This is a genomic window from Actinomadura sp. 6K520, assembly GCF_004349245.1.
Lineage (GTDB): Bacteria > Actinomycetota > Actinomycetes > Streptosporangiales > Streptosporangiaceae > Spirillospora.
In genome coordinates this window covers 1-19,304 of record NZ_SMLC01000014.1, presented here as the reverse complement: position 1 = coordinate 19,304, position 19,304 = coordinate 1, and the positions used below count along the sequence as shown (strand labels likewise).

The 19,304-nt window shown below is 74.1% G+C and carries 4 protein-coding genes; 3 read left to right on the top strand and 1 reads right to left on the bottom strand.

Annotation, left to right across the window (positions count from 1 at the left end):
* Positions 1-14: 14 nt before the first annotated feature.
* Complete coding sequence (gene sbnA, locus E1289_RS06175; RefSeq protein WP_131976207.1) at positions 15-983, bottom strand: 2,3-diaminopropionate biosynthesis protein SbnA; 969 nt, start codon at positions 981-983, stop codon at positions 15-17.
* 233 nt (positions 984-1,216) lie between these two features.
* On the opposite strand from sbnA, the gene E1289_RS06170 reads away from it, so the two are divergent.
* The 3 genes from E1289_RS06170 to E1289_RS06160 all read left to right on the top strand — a co-directional run.
* Positions 1,217-2,782, top strand: a complete 1,566-nt coding sequence (locus E1289_RS06170) for an amino acid adenylation domain-containing protein (RefSeq protein WP_131976205.1) — start codon at positions 1,217-1,219, stop codon at positions 2,780-2,782.
* A gap of 448 nt (positions 2,783-3,230) precedes the next feature.
* On the top strand, positions 3,231-15,935 hold the full coding sequence (locus tag E1289_RS06165) for a non-ribosomal peptide synthetase (protein WP_131976203.1): 12,705 nt from the start codon (positions 3,231-3,233) through the stop codon (positions 15,933-15,935).
* On the top strand, positions 15,932-19,304 hold a 3,373-nt coding region (locus E1289_RS06160), incomplete at its 3' end, for a non-ribosomal peptide synthetase (RefSeq protein WP_131976201.1). The genes E1289_RS06165 and E1289_RS06160, both read left to right, overlap by 4 nt.

Here is a 19,304-nt window from a genome sequence, read left to right as displayed (position 1 = left end):
TCCAACCGGGATGATCAGGTTCCGAGGATATCGGGCGGCAGTTCGCCGAAGTGCTCGCGTACCCAGCTCTCCTCGTAGATGGAGTCCAGGTACCGCTCGCCGAGGTCGGGGGCGATGGCCACCGCGACCGGGTCCTCGCCGGGGTACTTGGCCTCCAGCCAGCGGCACGCCCCGGACACGACGGTGCCGGTGGAGCCGCCGAACAGGAACCCCCGCGACGACAGGGCGCGGACGGTCCGGATCGTGTCGGGTTCGGCGACGTGCACCACGTCGTCGACGAGCGACTCGTCCACCAGGTCGGGCCGGCTGCTGGTGCCGAGGCCCGGCACCATGCGGCGTTCGGGGACGCCGCCGAACGTGACGGAGCCGACCGCGTCCACCGCGACGATCGTGACGGGGCGGTTCCGCTCGCGGAAGTACCGGGCGCAGCCCATCAGGGTGCCGGTGGTGCCCGCCCCGACGAACAGAACCTCCAGGTCGGGGAACTCCCGGTCGATCGATGGAGCGGTCCCACGGTAGTGGGCCAGCCAGTTGTTCCGGTTGGCGTACTGGTTCAGCCACACGTACTCGCGGCCGGACTCGCACAGCTCCCGGACGTGCGCGATGCGGCCGCCGAGGTAGCCGCCGTTGTCGTCCTTGTCGGACACGACGCGGACCTCGGCGCCGAGCGCCCGCATGACCCGCATGGACGCCGGGTTGCAGCGCGGATCGGTGACGCACACGAACTTCAGCCCCCGGCTCGCCGCGATCAGGCTGAGCGCGATGCCGAGGTTCCCGGACGAGGACTCCACGATGACCGAGTCCGGGGTGAGCGCGCCCTCGGCCTCCGCCGCCTCCACCATCGCGGCGGCGGCCTTCAGTTTCACCGAACCCGCGAAATTGAAGCCCTCGCATTTGAGGTAGAGCGGACGGTCGATGACATGCCGCAGATCGACATATAGGTCGTCGACATTGAATTCCTGCGGCGAGGTTATTATGGGCACGCTGTCACCCTCAAATGAAGAAGCAATTCCCTCATCTTCCCCGAAGTTCGCCGCGGGCACGCCTGGCCATGGCGGCTCATCACGGTACCTGCGCGCATCTTCCCCTCGCAACCCCCTACTTACCGACGGGTAGCGACGAATGCGAGATGCTTCTGTCAGGGCGCGGATAAGCTATGGCCCCCGCTTGATTTGGTTGATGACAGCGGAGAAGTCCTACCTCACGGAGAGTAATGATGAGTGCTCGCGGACCCGCCGTGGACCGGCTGCTCCCCCTGGCCGGGCTGCCCGCCCTGGACGTGCCCGCGGCGGAGCTGGCGCGGGCCCGGGAACTGGCCGCCCGGCACGGGATGGTGCGCGAGGCGGACGTCGACCTCGCCGGCCCCGTCATCGCGCGGGTGGAGCGGTTCGCCGCCGAGCGCGACCGTCCCGCCATCACCGACGGCGGCCGCGTGCTCTCCTACGCCGGCCTGGCCGCGCGGGCGCGCCGGCTGGCGACGCTGCTCGAGAACGAGGGCGTCGAGCCCGGCACGGTCGTCGGCGTCGGCGGGCCCCGCTCGGCCTCCGTCATCGCCGCGTTCCTCGCGATCGAGCTGATCGGCGCCCTGTACGTGCCCGCCGACGAGACCTGGCCCGCCGGGCGGGTCCGCGACGTCCTCGACCAGGCCGGCGCGTCGGTGCTGCTCATCGACGGCGAGCGCGGCGGCGGCAGCGCCGGCGACGCGGGCGCGCTGCGGGAGGGCGCCGCGGCGGCCGGCTGCCGGGTCGTGCGGGCCGCCGCGGCGGACGGCCTGGAACCGTGGTCCGGCGAGCCGCGCCTGGACGCCCTCGACCAGCCCCGGTACGTCCTGTTCACCTCGGGCTCGACGGGCCGTCCGAAGGGCGCGGTGGTCGAGCACCAGGGCATGGTCAACCACCTCTGGGCCAAGATCGTCGACCTGGAGCTGACCGGCGCGGACGTCGTGGCGTTCACCGCACCGCTCGGCTTCGACATCTCGATCTGGCAGATGCTGTGCCCGCTCCTGCTCGGCGGCCGGGTGGACGTCGTCGACGACGAGGTCGGGCACGATCCCGTCGCCTTCGCGCGGGCCGTGGACGAGCAGGGCATCACCATCGTGGAGCTCGTCCCGACCATGGTCAGGCACCTCCTCGACGACCTGGCGCCGGGCTCTCGTGATTCTGGGGGGACGACCCCCCAGCCCCCCCGGCAACGACCACTGCCCGGTCTCCGCTGGATGATCGCCACCGGAGAGGAACTGCCCGCCGAGCTGTCGCGGCGCTGGCTGGACGCGATGCCGCACGCCCGCCTTCTGAACGCCTACGGCCCCACCGAGTGCTCCGACGACGTCACCCACCACACGGTGACGGCCGGCGACCTGCGGCTGCTGCGCCTCCCGATCGGGACGCCGGTCGTCAACGCCCGCCTGTACGTGCTGCGGGAGGAGGACGGCGGGACGTGGGCGGCGTGCGACGCGGGCGAGACCGGGGAGCTGTTCGTCGGCGGCGTGGTCGTCGGGCGCGGCTACCTGGGCGACGACGTGCGGACGCGCGAGGCGTTCTACCGCGACCCGTTCGGCGAGTCCCCGACGGGCCGCCTGTACCGGACGGGCGACGCGGTGCGGCTGCTCGGGGCGGGCGAGGGCGGCGCGGACCGCCCCACCCTGCAGTACCTCGGACGCGTCGACCGGCAGGTCAAGATCGCCGGGGTGCGGATGGAGCTGGGGGAGATCGAGGCGGTGCTGCAGCGGCATCCCTCGGTGGGGGCCGCCGCGGTCGTCGTGCACGAGTATCCGGCCGGGTGATCGATCACGCTGCGTAATCGAGTTGTGTGGAATGTGTTGTGAACCTTTGTCACCCGGCGAGCGTCGTGCGGCGCGGTGCCAAGGCGCTCACCGGCCGTTTTGTCACTCCTGTTAGCAATGGGGCGGGTCAAGTTCTGCTTTTGAGGGGATTGCGAGGCATGTGGCGGGCTGGTTGACTGTGGCTCCGCTACTCCTGAGTAGAGCATGGGTCCAGAGCGGTCCCGGTCGAGGGCGGAAAGCGGCGGCGCTCTGTATTTGCGGGACCACAGGGCGTTCAGTCCCGGGTTCACGCGGGCCGATCGCGTTCCCGGAAAGACTCGGGGTGAAAGGGGACGGGGAACAGCCCGATTTGTGTGGTCATTCTCTTTGAATTTCTGCCCGCCGGCGCCGGGCCGGTGCCGACGGCGGGCATGAAGCCAACCCCCTTCGACCGGGAAAGTGCCGCTTGATGTCCACCGAGTACGTTCCTCTTTCGGCCGCTCAGCGGAGCGTCTGGTACGCGCAGCAACTGGCGCCCGAAACGCCGATCCACATTGCGCAGTACATCGAGATCGAGGGCCCGGTCGACCACGAGCTGTTCGACCGGGTGGCGCGCATCGCCGCGCACGAGTCGCTCGCGATGAACGCGCGCATCGTCGAGGTGGACGGAATTCCGCACCAGATCCTCGACCCGGACGCGACGGCGACGATCCCCCTCGTGGACCTGTCCGGCGAGCCCGACCCGGACGCCGCCGCGCGGGCGTGGATCGAGGAGCGGATGGCCGAGCCGCTGCCGCCGGACGGCGAGCGGCTGCTGCGCACCGCCCTGCTGCGGCTGTCCCCGGAACTGCACCGCTGGTTCCTGCGCGCCCACCACGCGACGCTGGACGCCTACAGCGGCCTGGTGATCAGCCGCCGCGCCGCCGAGATCTACACCCTGCTGGCGAACGGCGGCGAGTACGAGCCGGGGGAACTGGGCGACTTCCGGGCGGTCCTCGCCGAGGAGGACGCCTACCGGGCATCGGAGAAGTTCGAGCGCGACCGCGCCTACTGGCTGGAGCGGTTCGCCGACCGCCCGGTCGCGGTGTCGCTGGCGGACGGCATGGCCGAGCCGACCGCCGGCTACCTGAGCCGCAGCACCGTCGTCCCGCCGGACGGGACCGCGGCGCTCGCGGCCGGCGCCCGCCGGCTGCGCACCGCGGCGCCGGGCCTGGCGATCGCCGCGACCGCCGCCTACGTGGCGCGGATGACCGGCACCGAGGACGTCATCCTCGGCCTCGCGGTCAGCGGGCGCGTCTCCGCCGCGTCGCGCGAGACGCCCGCGATGCTGTCCACGGTGCTGCCGCTGCGCGTGCGCGTCCGGCCGGACATGACCGTGGAGGAGCTGGTCCGGGCGGCGACGCGGGCGAGCGCGCGGGTGCTGCGCCACCAGCGGTACCGCCGCGAGGACCTGCTGCGCGACCTGCGGCTGCTCGGCGAGCGCCGCCGCCTACACGGGCCGGTCGTCAACGTCATGGCCTTCGACTACCGGCTCGACTTCGCGGGCCTGCCGGCGCGGACGCACGCCATCACGACCGGCCCCATCGACGACCTGTCGATCAACATCTACGACAACTTCGACGGGACGGGGATGCGCGTCGACTTCGACGCCCACCCCGACCTCTATACCGGGGACCAGGTCTCGACGCACCTGGACCGCTACGTCCGGCTCCTGCGGACCCTCGGTGCCGCCGACCCGGCCACGCCGCTCCGCCGGATCGAGCTGCTGGACGACGCGGAGCGGGCCCGCGTCCTGGAGGAGTGGAACGACACGGCGCTGCACGTCGAGCCCGCCGTCGTCCCCGGGCTGTTCGAGGCCCAGGCCGCCCGCACCCCCGGCGCGCCCGCCGTCACCCACGGCGGCACCACGCTGACCTACCGGGAGCTGGACGAGCGCGCCAACCGCCTCGCCCACCACCTGATCGCCCGCGGGGTCGGCGCCGAGGACTTCGTCGCGCTCGCCCTGCCCCGGAACGCGGACCTGGTCGTCGCGGCCCTCGCGGTGCTGAAGGCGGGTGCCGCGTACCAGCCGGTCGACCTGGCGTACCCGTCCGGCCGGATCGCGCACATGCTGGCGGACGCCGCCCCCGCCTGCGTCATCACGACCCCCGACGCGGATCTGCCCGGCGCGACCCCGCGCGTCCTGCTCGACGGCCTCGACCTCGCCGCGTACCCGGCGACGGCCCCCACCGACGCCGACCGCGTCCGCCCGCTGCGCCCCGGCAACGCGGCCTACGTCATCTACACGTCCGGTTCGACGGGCCGCCCGAAGGGCGTCGTCGTCTCGCACGCCAACGCCGTCGACCTGTGCGCCTGGGCGAACAAGGACTTCGGCCCCGAGCGCCTCGCCCGGGTGCTGTTCGCCACGTCGCTGAACTTCGACGTGTCGGTGTTCGAGTGGCTGACGCCCCTCACGGCGGGCGGGCACATCGAGGTCGTCCGCGACCTCCTGGACGTGGCGGAGCGCGGCGGCTGGAAGGGGACGCTCATCAGCGGCGTCCCGTCCGCGATGTCCGCGCTGCTCGCCACGGGCTCGCTCGACCTGGAGGCGGGCGACATCGTCCTCGCCGGTGAGGCGCTCCCGGCGAGGCTCGTCCACGACCTGCGCGCTCTCGCCCCGGACGCCCGCATCTCCAACATCTACGGCCCCACCGAGGCGACCGTCTACGTCACCGCCTGGTTCGACGACGGCAACACCGGCGGCCACGCCCCGATCGGCCGCCCGATCGCCAACACCCGCGCCTACGTGCTGGACGCGGCGCTCGAACCCGTCCCGGCCGGGGTGCCCGGAGAGCTGTACCTGGCGGGGGACGGGCTGGCGCGCGGCTACCTGAACCGCCCGGAGCTGAGCGCCGACCGGTTCGTCGCGTGCCCGTTCGGGAAGCCGGGCGAGCGGATGTACCGGACGGGCGACCTCGTCCGATGGAACGAGGCCGGCCAGCTCGAGTACCTCGGCCGCCTCGACCACCAGGTGAAGGTGCGGGGCTTCCGGATCGAGCCGGGCGAGATCGAGACGGCGCTGTCCGCGCACCCGGCGGTGACGCAGAGCGTCGTCGTCGCCCGTGCGGACGGCGCCGGCGACACCGTCCTCGTCGGCTACGCCGTGGCGGACGGCGCCGGCCCCGCCGAGCTGAAGCGGTCCGTCGCGGCGGTGCTGCCCGAGTACATGGTGCCGTCCGCGATCGTCGTGCTGGACGCGATGCCGCTGAACCCGAACGGCAAGCTCGACCGCGCGGCGCTGCCCGAGCCCGGCCCGGCCCCGGCCGCCGCGGGCCGCGGCCCGCGCGACGCCCGCGAGGAGATCCTGTGCGCGGCGTTCGCCGAGGTGCTCGGCGTGGAGCGGGTCGGCGTCGACGACAACTTCTTCGACCTCGGCGGCGACTCCCTCAAGGCCACCCGCGTGGTGTCCCGCGCCCGCTCGGCGCTGAACGCCGACCTGGCCGTCCGCGCCCTGTTCGAGGCGCCGACCGTCGCGTCCCTCGCGGAACTGCTGGCGGGGACCGGCCCGGACGCCAGGCCCGAGCTCGTCCCGGCCGACCGCCCGGGGCTCGTCCCCGTCTCGTACGCGCAGCGGCGGCTGTGGTTCATCCACGACCTCGAAGGCCCTTCGGCGACCTACCACATCCCTGTCCCGCTGCGGCTGACCGGTGCGTTCGACCTGGCCGCCGTCCGCGCCGCGATGCGCGACGTGATGGCGCGGCACGAGGCGCTGCGCACCGTGTTCACGGAGGTCGAGGGGGAGCCCTACCAGCGGATCCTCACGCTGGACGAGATCCGCCCCGAGCCCGAGATCGCCGACTGCGACCCCGCCGGCCTCGACGCGGCCGTGTTCGCGGCGGCGACCCGCGGGTTCGACCTGGCCGCCGAGGCGCCCGTCCGCGCGCACGTCTTCCGGATCGCCGACGACGACCACCTGCTCCTGCTGGTGCTGCACCACATCGCCGGTGACGGCTGGTCGATGGAGCCGCTCGCCGCCGACCTCATCACGGCCTACGCCGCCCGCGCCGCCGGGGAGGAGCCGCGGTGGGCGCCGCTGCCGGTCCAGTACGCCGACTACTCCGTCTGGCAGCGCGAGGTCCTCGGGGACGAGACCGACCCGGGCAGCGTCGTCGCCCGGCAGCTCGCGTACTGGCGGACGGCTCTCGCCGGGATTCCCGAAGAGCTGAGCCTGCCCGCCGACCGGCCCCGCCCGGCACGCGCCACCTACCGGGGCGCCCAGCACGCGTTCGCCCTGCCGCCCGGCCTGCACGCCGCGCTGGCCGCGCTCGGCCGCGAGCACCGCGCCAGCATGTTCATGGTGGTGCAGGCGGCGCTCGCCGGGCTGTTCACCCGGCTCGGCGCCGGGACCGACGTGCCGATCGGCTCACCGGTCGCGGGCCGCACCGACGAGGCCCTGAACGACCTGGTCGGCGTGTTCGTCAACACGCTGGTGCTGCGGACCGACACCTCCGGCGACCCGTCGTTCGCGGAGCTGCTCGCCCGCGTCCGCGACGGCGACCTGGCCGCCTACGCACACCAGGACGTGCCGTTCGAGCGGCTCGTCGAGGTGCTCAACCCGCAGCGGTCGATGGCGCGGCACCCGCTGTTCCAGGTGATGATCTCGATGCAGAACGACCCGTCCGCGCGGGTCGAGCTGCCGGGCCTCACCGTCGCGCTGGAGCCCGTCGACCCGGGCGTGTCCCGCTTCGACCTCGCCCTCCTCGTCGACGAGCGGCACGACGCCGCCGGCGACCCGGCCGGGATCGAGTGCCGGCTGGAGTACGCGCTGGACCTGTTCGACCCGGAGACCGCCGCGTCGATGGCGGCCGGGCTGGAGCGGCTCCTCGCGCAGGTCGCCGCCGACCCGTCGCTGCCGCTCAGCGCCGTCGACCTGCTGGACGACGCCGAACGCGACACGCTGCTGAACGTCTGGAACGACACCCGGCTGCCCGTCGCGGCCGGCGTCGTCCCGGAGCTGTTCGAGGCGCAGGCCGCCCGGACACCGGACGCCAGCGCCGTCATCGCGGGCGGCGCCCGGCTCGGCTACGCCGAGCTGAACGACCGCGCGAACCGCCTGGCCCGGTGCCTCATCGAGCACGGCGTCGGCCCCGAGGACTTCGTCGCCCTCGCCCTGCCCCGCGACGCCGACCTGGTGGCCGCGGCGCTGGCCGTCCTCAAGGCGGGCGCCGGATACCAGCCGATCGACCCGGCGTACCCCGCCGATCGGATCGCCTACATGCTGGAGGACGCCGCCCCGGCCTGCGTCATCACGACCCGTTCGGTGGAGCTGCCCGGCGGGACGCCCCGTATCGAACTCGACGCGCTGTCCCTCGACGGGTACTCGGGGAAGGACGTCACCGACGCCGAGCGCGTCCGGCCCCTGCGCCCCGGCAACCCGGCGTACGTCATCTACACGTCCGGTTCGACGGGCCGCCCCAAGGGCGTCGTGATCTCCCACGCGAACGTCGTGGACTTCTGCGCCGAGTCGATGGCGAGCTACGGCCCCGACCGGATGCGCCGCGTCCTGTTCTCCACGTCCCTCAACTTCGACGTGTCGGTGTTCGAGTGGCTGGTGCCGCTCACGATCGGCGGGGAGATCGAGGTCGTCCGCGACCTGCTGGAGATCGCCGAGCGCGGCGGCTGGTCCGGGTCGCTGATCAGCGGCGTGCCCTCCGCGGTCGCGGTACTGCTGTCCCGCGGCGGGCCGGACGGCGGGTTCCGCCTGGACGCCGGCGACGTGGCGCTCGGCGGCGAGGCGCTGCCGCCGCAGCTCGTCCGGGACCTGCGGGCGCTGCTGCCGGACGCGCGGATCTCCAACATCTACGGCCCCACCGAGGCGACCGTCTTCGTCACCGGCTGGTACGACGACGGCAACACCGAGGGCCACGCCCCGATCGGCCGCCCGATGGCCAACACCCGCGCCTACGTGCTGGACGAGCGGCTGCGTCCCGTCCCGGTCGGCGTGCCCGGGGAGCTGTACGTGTCCGGGGACGGGCTGGCGCGCGGCTACCTGCGCCGCCCCGCCCTGACCGCCGACCGGTTCGTCGCGTGCCCGTTCGGCGGGCCGGGGGAGCGGATGTACCGGACGGGCGACTTGGTCCGCTGGAACCGCGGCGGGCACATCGAGTACCTCGGCCGCCTCGACCACCAGGTGAAGGTCCGCGGGTTCCGGATCGAGCTGGGCGAGATCGAGACGGCGCTGTCGGACCACCCGGCGGTGACGCAGAGCGTCGTCGTCGCCCGCCGCGACGCGGTCGGCGACACCGTCCTCGCCGGATACGTCGTCGGGGCCCCGGGCGGCCGCGTCGAGCCCGCGGAGCTGCGCGCGTTCGTCGCGAAGACGCTGCCGGACTACATGGTGCCGTCCGCGATCGTCGTGCTGGACGCGATGCCGCTGAACCCGAACGGCAAGCTCGACCGCGCCGCGCTGCCGGAGCCGGACCTCTCCGCGTCGCTCACCGCCCGCGGCCCGCGCGACGCCCGCGAGGAGATCCTCTGCGGGATCTTCGCCGACGTCCTCGGCCTGGACCGGGTCGGCGTCGACGACGGGTTCTTCGACCTCGGCGGCGACTCGCTGAAGGCGACCCGCGTCGTCGCCCGCGCCCGCGCCGCGCTGGACGTGGAGCTGCCGGTGCGGGCGCTGTTCGAGACCCCGACCGTCGCGGGCCTCGCCGAGCACATCGCCTCCGCGACGGCCGCCGAGCGCCCGCCGCTGCGGCCCGCCGAGCGTCCCGACCCGCTGCCGGTGTCCCACGCGCAGGAGCGGCTCTGGTTCCTGAACCGGCTCGAAGGGCTCACCGCCACCTACAACATGCCGATCCCGCTGCGGCTGACCGGCGCGATCGACCACGCCGCGATGCGGGAGGCGCTGCGCGACGTCGTCGCCCGGCACGAGTCGCTGCGGACGCTGTTCGGCGACGCCGACGGCGAGCCGCACCAGGTCGTCCTGGCGCCCGGCGAGGCCGACCCGGTGCTGACGGCCGGGGAGATCGACGACGTGCCGGGCACCCTGTTCATGGACGCCACGCGCGGCTTCGACCTGGCGAACGAGCTGCCGCTCCGCGCGCACCTGTACCGGCTCGGCGCGGACGAGCACCTCCTGCTGATCGTCATGCACCACATCGCGGGCGACGGCTGGTCGATGGCGCCGCTGGCCCGCGACGTGATCACCGCGTACCTGGCCCGCCGCGACGGCGGCGCCCCCGAGTGGGCGCCGCTGCCCGTCCAGTACGCCGACTACGCCCTCTGGCAGCGGGAGCTGCTCGGTTCCGAGCGCGACCCGGCGAGCCTCGCCGCGCGGCAGATCGCCTACTGGAAGGACGCCCTCGCCGGGCTGCCCGACCAGATCCGGCTGCCGGCCGACCGGCCGCGGCCCGACCGCGCGTCCTACCGGGGCGCGCAGGTCCCGTTCGAGATCCCCGCCGACCTGGCGGACGGGCTGCGCGCGCTCGCCCGCGACCACCAGGTCAGCGTGTTCATGGTCCTGCAGGCCGCGCTCGCCGCGCTGCTCACCCGGCTCGGCGCCGGGACCGACGTGCCGATCGGGTCGCCGGTCGCGGGCCGCACCGACGAGGCCCTGGACGACCTGGTCGGCGTGTTCGTCAACACGCTGGTGCTGCGGACCGACACCTCCGGCGACCCGTCGTTCGCGGAGCTGCTCGCCCGCGTCCGCGACACCGACCTCGCCGCCTACGCGCACCAGGACGTGCCGTTCGAGCGGCTCGTCGAGGTGCTGAACCCGGTGCGGTCGCTTTCCCGGCATCCGCTGTTCCAGGTCATGCTGACCCTGCAGAACAACCCCGAGGCGTCCGTCGAGCTGCCCGGCCTGAACGTCGCCGTCGAGCCGGTGGACGCCGGGGTCGCCAAGTTCGACCTGGAGTTCCTGCTGGAGGACGCCCGCGACGGCGGGGGCGGGCTGGCGGGAACCCTCGAATACGCCCTCGACCTGTTCGACCGGGACACCGCCGAGCGCCTCGCCGGCTGGTTCCGGCGGACGCTGGAGGCCGCCGTCGACTCCGGCGCCGCCGTCACCGTCGGGGGGCTCGATCTCCCCGGCGCGGCCGAGGCGGTCGAGGGGTCCGTGGTCGAGGGATCCGTGGCCGAGGAGCCCGTGGTCGAAGGGCCGGTGGAGAAGCGGCTCGTCGCGTACGTGGTCGCCGCGCCGGGCCAGGCGCCCGACCCGGAGGCACTGCGCGCGCACATCCGGGAGAGCCTGCCGGAGTCGATGGTGCCCGCGGCCATCGTCGTCCTGGACGACATGCCGCTCACCCCGAACGGCAAGGTCGACGTCAAGGCCCTGCCGAAGCCGGAGCTCGCCGCCGCCCCGGTGACCGCGTACCGCGCCCCTTCCGGCGCGGCGGAGGAGGCCGTCGCCGCGGTGTTCGCCGACCTCCTCGGCGTCGAGCGGGTCGGCGCCGACGACGACTTCTTCGCGCTCGGCGGCAACTCGCTCATCGCGATGCGGGTCGTGAGCCGCGTCCGCCGCGTCCTCGACGTGGAGCTGCCGGTCCGCGCGCTGTTCGAGGCGCCGACCGTCGCGGGCCTCGCCGCCCTGCTCGGGCGCGGCGCGCGGCACGAGCCCGGACGCCCGGTGCTGGAACCGCGTGAGCGTCCCGCGGTGGTCCCGCCGTCGTACGCGCAGCAGCGGCTGTGGTTCCTCAACCGGTTCGAGGGGCCGTCGGCCACCTACAACATGCCGACCGCGCTGCGCATCCGCGGCTCCCTGGACGTGGCCGCCCTCCGCGCCGCCATCGGCGACGTCGTCGAGCGGCACGAGACGCTCCGCACGGTCCTGCCCGACAGCGGGGGAGTGCCGCGCCAGCTCGTCCTGGACCCGGCCGCGGCCCGTCCCGAGCTGGAGGTCGCCGACACGACGGAGGCGGAGCTGCCGACGCGGCTCGCCATGGCCGCCGGGTACGCCTTCGACATCTCCGCCGAGCCGCCGCTGCGCACCCACCTGTTCCGGCTCGGGCCGGACGAGCACGTCGCGCTGCTGCTCATGCACCACATCGCGGGCGACGGGTGGTCGATGGCGCCGCTGGCCCGCGACGTGATCACCGCCTACGCGGCGCGCGCCGGCGGGAACGCGCCGCGGTGGGCGCCGCTGCCCGTGCAGTACGCCGACTACACGCTCTGGCAGCAGGACCTCTTCGGTTCCGAGGACGACCCGGACAGCCTGATCTCCCGGCAGATCGCCTACTGGCGGGACGCCCTGGCCGGGCTGCCGGAGGAGCTGCGGCTGCCCGCCGACCGGCCGCGCCCGGCGCAGGCGTCCTACCGGGGCGGCACGGCCCGCTTCCGCCTCGGCCCCGACGTCCACGGGCGGCTGCTGGCCCTCGCCCGCGAGACCGGCGCCAGCCCGTTCATGGTCGCCCAGGCGGCGTTCGCGGGGCTGCTGACCAGGCTCGGCGCCGGGACCGACGTGCCGATCGGGTCGCCGATCGCGGGCCGCACGGACGATGCCCTGGACGATCTCGTCGGCATGTTCGTCAACATGCTCGTCTTCCGCACCGACACGTCGGGGGACCCGACGTTCCGCGAGCTCGTCGGGCGGGTGCGGGAGACCGACCTCGCCGCGTACGCGCACCAGGACGTGCCGTTCGAGCGGCTCGTCGAGGTGCTGAACCCGCCGCGCCACCTGGCCCGGCACCCGCTGTTCCAGGTGGGGCTCACGTTCCAGAACAACCCCGAGGCGCGGCTGGAGATGCCGGGGTTCAGCGCCGAGGTGGAGCCGCTGACCGCGGGCGTCGCCCGCTTCGACCTGCTGATGATCCTCACCGAGCGCGCGGACGGCCTCGACGGCGAGCTGGAGTACGCGCTCGACCTGTACGACCCGGCCACGGCGCGGCGGCTCATCGAGCGCTTCGAGCGGTATCTGGCGTCGCTGCTCGCCGACCCCGACGCGCCGATCGGCGCGGCCGACGTCCTGTCCGGGGACGAGCGCGCCGAGATCCTCGGTGACTGGGCCGGGGGACGGGCCCCGGTGGCGGAGCGGAGCACGATCCCCGCGCTGTTCGAGGCGCAGGCGGCGGCGCGCCCGGACGCGCCCGCGGTGACGTGCGGCGGTGTGTCGTGGACGTACGGCGAGGTGAACGCGAAGGCCAACCGCCTGGCGCGCCGCCTGGTCGAGCGGGGAGTGGGCCCCGAGCGCTTCGTGGCGCTGTCGCTGCCGCGTTCGGCGGATCTGGTGGTGGCGATCCTCGCGGTGCTGAAGGCGGGCGCGGCGTACGTGCCTATCGACCCGGACTACCCCGAGGACCGCATCGCGTACATGGTGGAGGACGCCCGGCCGGTCCTGACCCTCGGCCCGGACGACCTGGACGCCACCGGATACGACGACGGCAACCTCGGCGTCGCCATCGACCCGGAGCACCCGGCGTACGTTATCTACACCTCCGGTTCGACGGGCCGCCCCAAGGGCGTTGTGGTTCCGCACCAGAACGTGGTGCGGTTGCTCCGGTCGACCGAGCAGTGGTTCGACTTCGGCCCCGACGACGTGTGGACTCTGTTCCACTCCTACGCCTTCGACTTCACGGTGTGGGAGCTGTGGGGTTCGCTCTTGTACGGCGGGCGCCTCGTTGTCGTCCCGTACCTGACCTCGCGTTCGCCGCAGGACTTCCTGAAACTGCTGGTGGACGAGTGTGTCACCGTCCTGAACCAGACTCCTTCGGCCTTCTACCAGCTGATGGCGGCCGACAGGGACGACCCCGGCTCCGACTTGGCGCTGCGCTACATCGTCTTCGGCGGCGAGGCCCTCGAACTGGGGCGTCTCGAAGACTGGTACTCGCGGCACGCCGAGGACGCGCCGACGCTGGTCAACATGTACGGGATCACCGAGACCACCGTGCACGTCTCCTACATCGCGCTCGACCGCGCGTATGCGGCGACCGCGCCCGGCAGCCTCATCGGCGTAGGCATCCCGGACCTCAGGCTGTACGTCCTGGACGACCGCCTCCAGCCCGTCCCGCCCGGTGTGGCAGGTGAGCTGTACGTGGCGGGCGCGGGCCTGGCGCGCGGCTACCTCCACCGGCCGGGGATGTCGGCGGAACGCTTCGTCGCCGACCCGTTCGGTGAGCCGGGCACCCGCATGTACCGGACGGGCGACGTCGGCCGCCGGCTGAACGACGGCCGCCTCGAATACCTGGGCCGCAGCGACCAGCAGGTGCAGCTGCGCGGCTTCCGCATCGAGCCGGGCGAGATCGAGGCGGTCCTGGCCCGGCACGACGCGGTGTCCGACGTCGCCGTGCTCGTTCGGGACGACCGCCTGGTCGCCTACGTCGTCGTCGGGACGGGCGCCGGGAGCGGCGTCGACTCCGCCGAGCTGCGCCGGTTCGCCGCGAAGGACCTTCCCGATCACATGGTCCCGGCCGTGGTCGTCGAGCTGGACGCCCTCCCGCTCACCGTCAACGGCAAGCTGGACCGCGCGGCGCTGCCCGCCCCCGACCTCACCGCGAAGGTGTCGTCCCGCGCGCCCCGCACCGCCGAGGAGGAGACCCTCTCCCGCCTGTTCGCCGAGGTCCTCGGGCTGGCGCGGGTCGGGATCGACGACGGGTTCTTCGACCTCGGCGGCGACTCCATCATCGCGATCCAGCTCGTCTCCCGCGCCCGGCAGTCGGGCCTGGTCATCACCCCCCGCGACGTGTTCCAGCACCAGACCGTCGAGGAACTGGCCGCCACCGCGCGGCCGGTGGGCGAGGGCGAGGAGATCGAGGCCGAGGCCCCCGGCGCGGGGACCGGCCCGGTACCGGTCACCCCGATCGTCGCGTGGCTGCGCGACCGGGTGGCCGGCGACGCCGCGCTGATCAGCGGCTTCCACCAGGCGATGCTGCTGCGCACGCCGCCGGATCTCGGCACCGGCCGGCTGGCGGACGCCCTCCGGACGCTCATGGACCACCACGACGTCCTCCGGCTGCGGCTCGACGTGGACGGCGACCGCTGGCAGCCCGTCGTCCGGCAGTCCGGCGCCTGCGACGCCGCCGGCCTCGTCACCCGCGTCGACGTCGCGGGCCTCGACGCCGACAAGCTCCAGGCCGTCGTCACCGAGCAGGCCACGGCGGCCCGCGACCGGCTCGACCCGCGGGAGGGGACGGTCGCGCAGCTCGTCTGGTTCGACGCGGGCACCGACCAGGGCCGCCTCCTCGTCGTCCTGCACCACCTCGTCGTGGACGGCGTGTCCTGGCGGATCCTCCTGCCCGACCTCGTCACGGCCTGGGCCGGGGGAGAGCTCCAGCCGTCCGGGACGTCGTTCCGCCGCTGGGCGCAGAAGCTCACCGCGTCCGAGCGGGACGACGACGAGCTGGAGGACTGGCTCGACATCGTGGACGGCCCGCCGCAGAGACTCGCGGAACGCGCGCTCGACCCGCGCGCGGACATCGCGGCGCGCGCCCGCTCGCTGACCGTCGACCTGCCCGCGGACGTCACCGGGCCGCTGCTCACCGAGGTGCCCGCCGCGTTCCACGGACGCGCCAACGACGTCCTCCTCACCGGCCTGGCCCTCGCCGTCGCGCAGTGGCGGCGGCACCGCGGCGGGCGCGGTACCGGCGTCCTGGTCGACCTGGAGGGCCACGGCCGCACGGACGCCGTGCCCGGCGTCGACGTCTCCCGCACCGCCGGCTGGTTCACCTCGATCCACCCCGTCCGGCTGGACGCCGGGAACGCGGCCGGCGGCGCGGCCATCAAGAAGGTGAAGGAGCAGCTCAGGGCCGTCCCCGGCGACGGCATCGGCTACGGGCTCCTGCGCCACGGGGGCGGCGAGGCCGCCGAGGAGCTGGCCGCGGCGCCGCCCGCGCAGCTCGCGTTCAACTACCTCGGCCGCGTCGACGGCGGGGAGGAGGGCGGCGACTGGACGCTCGCGTCCGAGGAGCTGCCCCCCGGCGAGGCCCCCCGGATGCCGCTGGCGCACGTCCTGGAGATCAACGCCGTCACCCGCGACCTGCCCGGCGGCCCCGTGCTGTCCGCGACGTGGACGTGGCCGGGCGGCCTGCTCGACGGCGGCGACGTCCGCGAGCTGGCCGAGGGCTGGTGCACCGCGCTGCGCGGGCTCGTCGCCGACGTCGAGTCGGGCGGGACCGGCGGGTTCACCCCGTCGGACCTGCTCGTGGAACTGGACCAGGGCGAGATCGACAAGCTACAGAACGCATGGAGGCGGCAGCATTGAACCGGGGCGACCTAGAAGACATCCTGCCGCTGTCGCCGTTGCAGCAGGGGTTCTTCTTCCATGCCCTCTTCGACGCCGGCGACTCCGACGTCTACACGGCCCAGTTCGTCCTCGACCTCGAAGGGCCGCTGGACGTCCCCGCGCTGCGGACCGCCGCCGAGACCCTGCTGCGCCGGCACCCGAACCTGCGGGCCGCGTTCTGGCACGAGGACCTGTCGCGTCCCGTCCAGGTGATCCCCCGCACGGTCGACCTGCCGTGGGAGGAGGTGAGCGCGTCCGAGGCCGAGGCCGACGCCATCGTGGTGCGGGAGCGGGCGCGCGGCTTCGACATGACCGCGCCGCCGCTGCTGCGGTTCGTCCTCGTCCGGACGGGACCCGGGCGGCACCGGCTGATCTTCACCAACCACCACATCCTGCTGGACGGCTGGTCCACGCCGATTCTGGCCACCGAGCTGTTCCTGCTCTACATGCAGGGCGGCCACGACACCGGGATGCCCCGCGTCACCCCCTACAAGAACTACCTGGCGTGGCTCGCCGGGCAGGACCGCGCGGCCGCCGAGGACGCGTGGCGCCGCGCCCTCGACGGCGTGGCCGGGCCCAGCCTCGTCGCCCCCGAGGCCGCCGGGCGGGAACCGCGGCCGCCGGAGCGGACCATCACCGAGCTGGACGAGCGCACCACCCGGCGCCTCACCCGCGCGGCACGCCGCCACGGCGTCACGCTGAGCACCGTCCTGCAGGGCGCCTGGGGGCTGGTCCTGGGCCGGCTCCTCGGCTCGAACGACGTGGTGTTCGGCGCGACCGTCTCGGGCCGCCCGCCCGAGCTGCCCGGCATCGAGCAGATGATCGGGCTGTTCATCAACACGCTCCCGATCCGCGTCCGGTACCGGATGGACGAGCCGCTCGGCACCCTCCTGGAACGCCTCCAGGACGAGCAGACCGAGCTCCTCGCCCACCACCACCTGGGCCTCACCGACATCCAGCGGGTGGCGGGACACGGCGGCGCGCTGTTCGACACGATGACGGTCCTGGAGAACTACCCGTTCGACCCCGCGTCGATGGACGGCTCCCTCAACGGCGTCCGCATCGCCGCGGCCGACTCCTACGACGCGACGCACTTCCCCCTGTCGTTCGTCGCCGCCCCCGGCGAGCGGCTCTCGCTGCTGCTGCACTACCGGCCCGACGTGTACGAGCGGCCCGTCGTCGAGGCGCTGCTCGCCCGTGTCCGCCGCTTCCTGGAGGCGTTCGCCGAGGACGCCGGGCAGCCGGTCGGCACCGTGGACCTCCCGTCCGGCACCGAACGCGCGGCCCTCGCCGCGTGGAACGACACGGGCGCCGACGTCCCGGCCGGCACGCTCCCGGACCTGTTCGAGCGGCAGGCGGCCCGCACCCCGGACGAGGTCGCCCTCGTCTGCGGGGGCGCCCGCCTGAGCTACGCGGAGCTGAACGAGCGCGCGAACCTGCTCGCGCACGAGCTGATCGCGCGGGGGATCGGCCCCGAGGACCGCGTCGCGCTGGTCCTGCCGCGCACCCCCGAGATCGTCGTGGCGATCCTGGGCGTGCTGAAGGCGGGCGCGGCCTACGTCCCGGTCGACCCCGAGTACCCGCCCGCCCGCATCGGCCACATGCTGGACGACTGCCGGCCCGCCCTCGTCATCGGGCCCGGCGGCCTCCCGGACACCTCCGGGCGGCCCGCGCACGACCCGGCCGACGCCGACCGGGTCCGGCCGCTGCGCACCGGCAACGCCGCGTACGTCATCTACACGTCGGGTTCGACCGGGCTGCCCAAGGGCGTGACCGTCCCGCACACGGGCGTGCTGAACTACTTCGAGGCGCACCGGGAGACCTTCTTCGACCCGGCGATCGAGGCCGCCGGCGGCCGCAGGATGCGGTTCGCGCACCTGGCGTCGTTCTCGTTCGACACGTCGTGGATGGGCCTGCTGTGGATGATGTACGGCCACGAGCTGCACCTCGTCGACGACGACACCCGCCGCGACGTGGCGGCGTACACCGCGTACGTGGCGGAGGCGCGGATCGACCTGGTGAACACCACCCCGTCGCACTTCAGCTCCCTGCGCGAGGCGGGCCTGCTGGACGATGACGGGCGGCACCGCCCCGCGCAGCTCCTCCTCGGCGGCGAGGCCGTCGGCGAAGCCCTGTGGACGGACCTGCGCGCCGTCCCCGGCCTCACCGCGCGCAACTTCTACGGGCCGACCGAATCCACGATCGACACGATGAACCAGGTCGTCGCGGACGCCGCGCGCCCCTCGATCGGCGGACCGTACCGGGGCACCCGCGCCTACGTGCTGGACGCCGCGCTGCAGCCCGCCCCGATCGGCGTCCCCGGCGAGCTGTACCTCGCGGGCGCGCAGCTCGCACGCGGCTACCTCGGCCGCCCCGGGCTGACCGCCGAGCGCTTCACCGCCGACCCGTTCGGCGCGCCGGGCGACCGCATGTACCGCACCGGCGACCTGGCCCGGTGGCTCCCCGGCGGGACGATCGAGTACCTCGGCCGCGCCGACGACCAGGTCAAGATCCGCGGCTTCCGGGTCGAGCCCGGCGAGATCGAGAACGTGCTGTGCGGCTGCGACGGCGTCGCCCAGGCCGCCGTCGTCGTCCGCGAGGACCGCCCCGGCGACCGGCGCCTCGCCGGCTACCTCGTCGGCGCGGACGTCGACGTCGCGGCGGTGCGGCGGTACGCGGCCGAGCGGCTGCCCGACCACATGATCCCGGCGCTCACCGTCCTGGACGCGCTGCCGCTCACCGTCAACGGCAAGCTCGACCGCGCCGCGCTGCCCGCCCCCGGCGGCGGCGCGTCCGCCGGCCGCGCGCCGCGCTCCCCGCAGGAGGAGATCCTCTGCGGGCTGTTCGCCGAGGTCCTCGGAGTAGTCGCCGGGGGGTCTGGGGGGTCGCCTCCCAGCGTGAAGCACGTCCCGAAGGCCGGCGTGGACGACGGGTTCTTCGACCTCGGCGGCGACTCGCTCACCGCGACCCGCCTCGTCAGCCGGATCCGCTCCGCGCTGGGGGTGGAACTGCCCGTCCGCGCGCTGTTCGAGGCGCCGACACCCGCGCGCCTCGCCGAGCGGCTCGCGGACGCGCCCGGCGACGTCCGCCCGCCGCTGACGCGGGCCGAGCGGCCCGCCGTCGTGCCGCTGTCGTACGCGCAGCAGCGGCTCTGGTTCCTGAACCGGCTCGAGGGCGCCTCGTCGAGCGGCGGGGCGACGTTCAACATGCCGATCGCGCTGCGGCTCGACGGGGCGCTCGACCTCGGCGCGCTGCGCGACGCGCTCGGGGACGTGGTGGCCCGGCACGAGTCGCTCCGCACGATCTTCCCGGACGGCTCGGGCACCCCCCGCCAGCTCGTCCTCGACC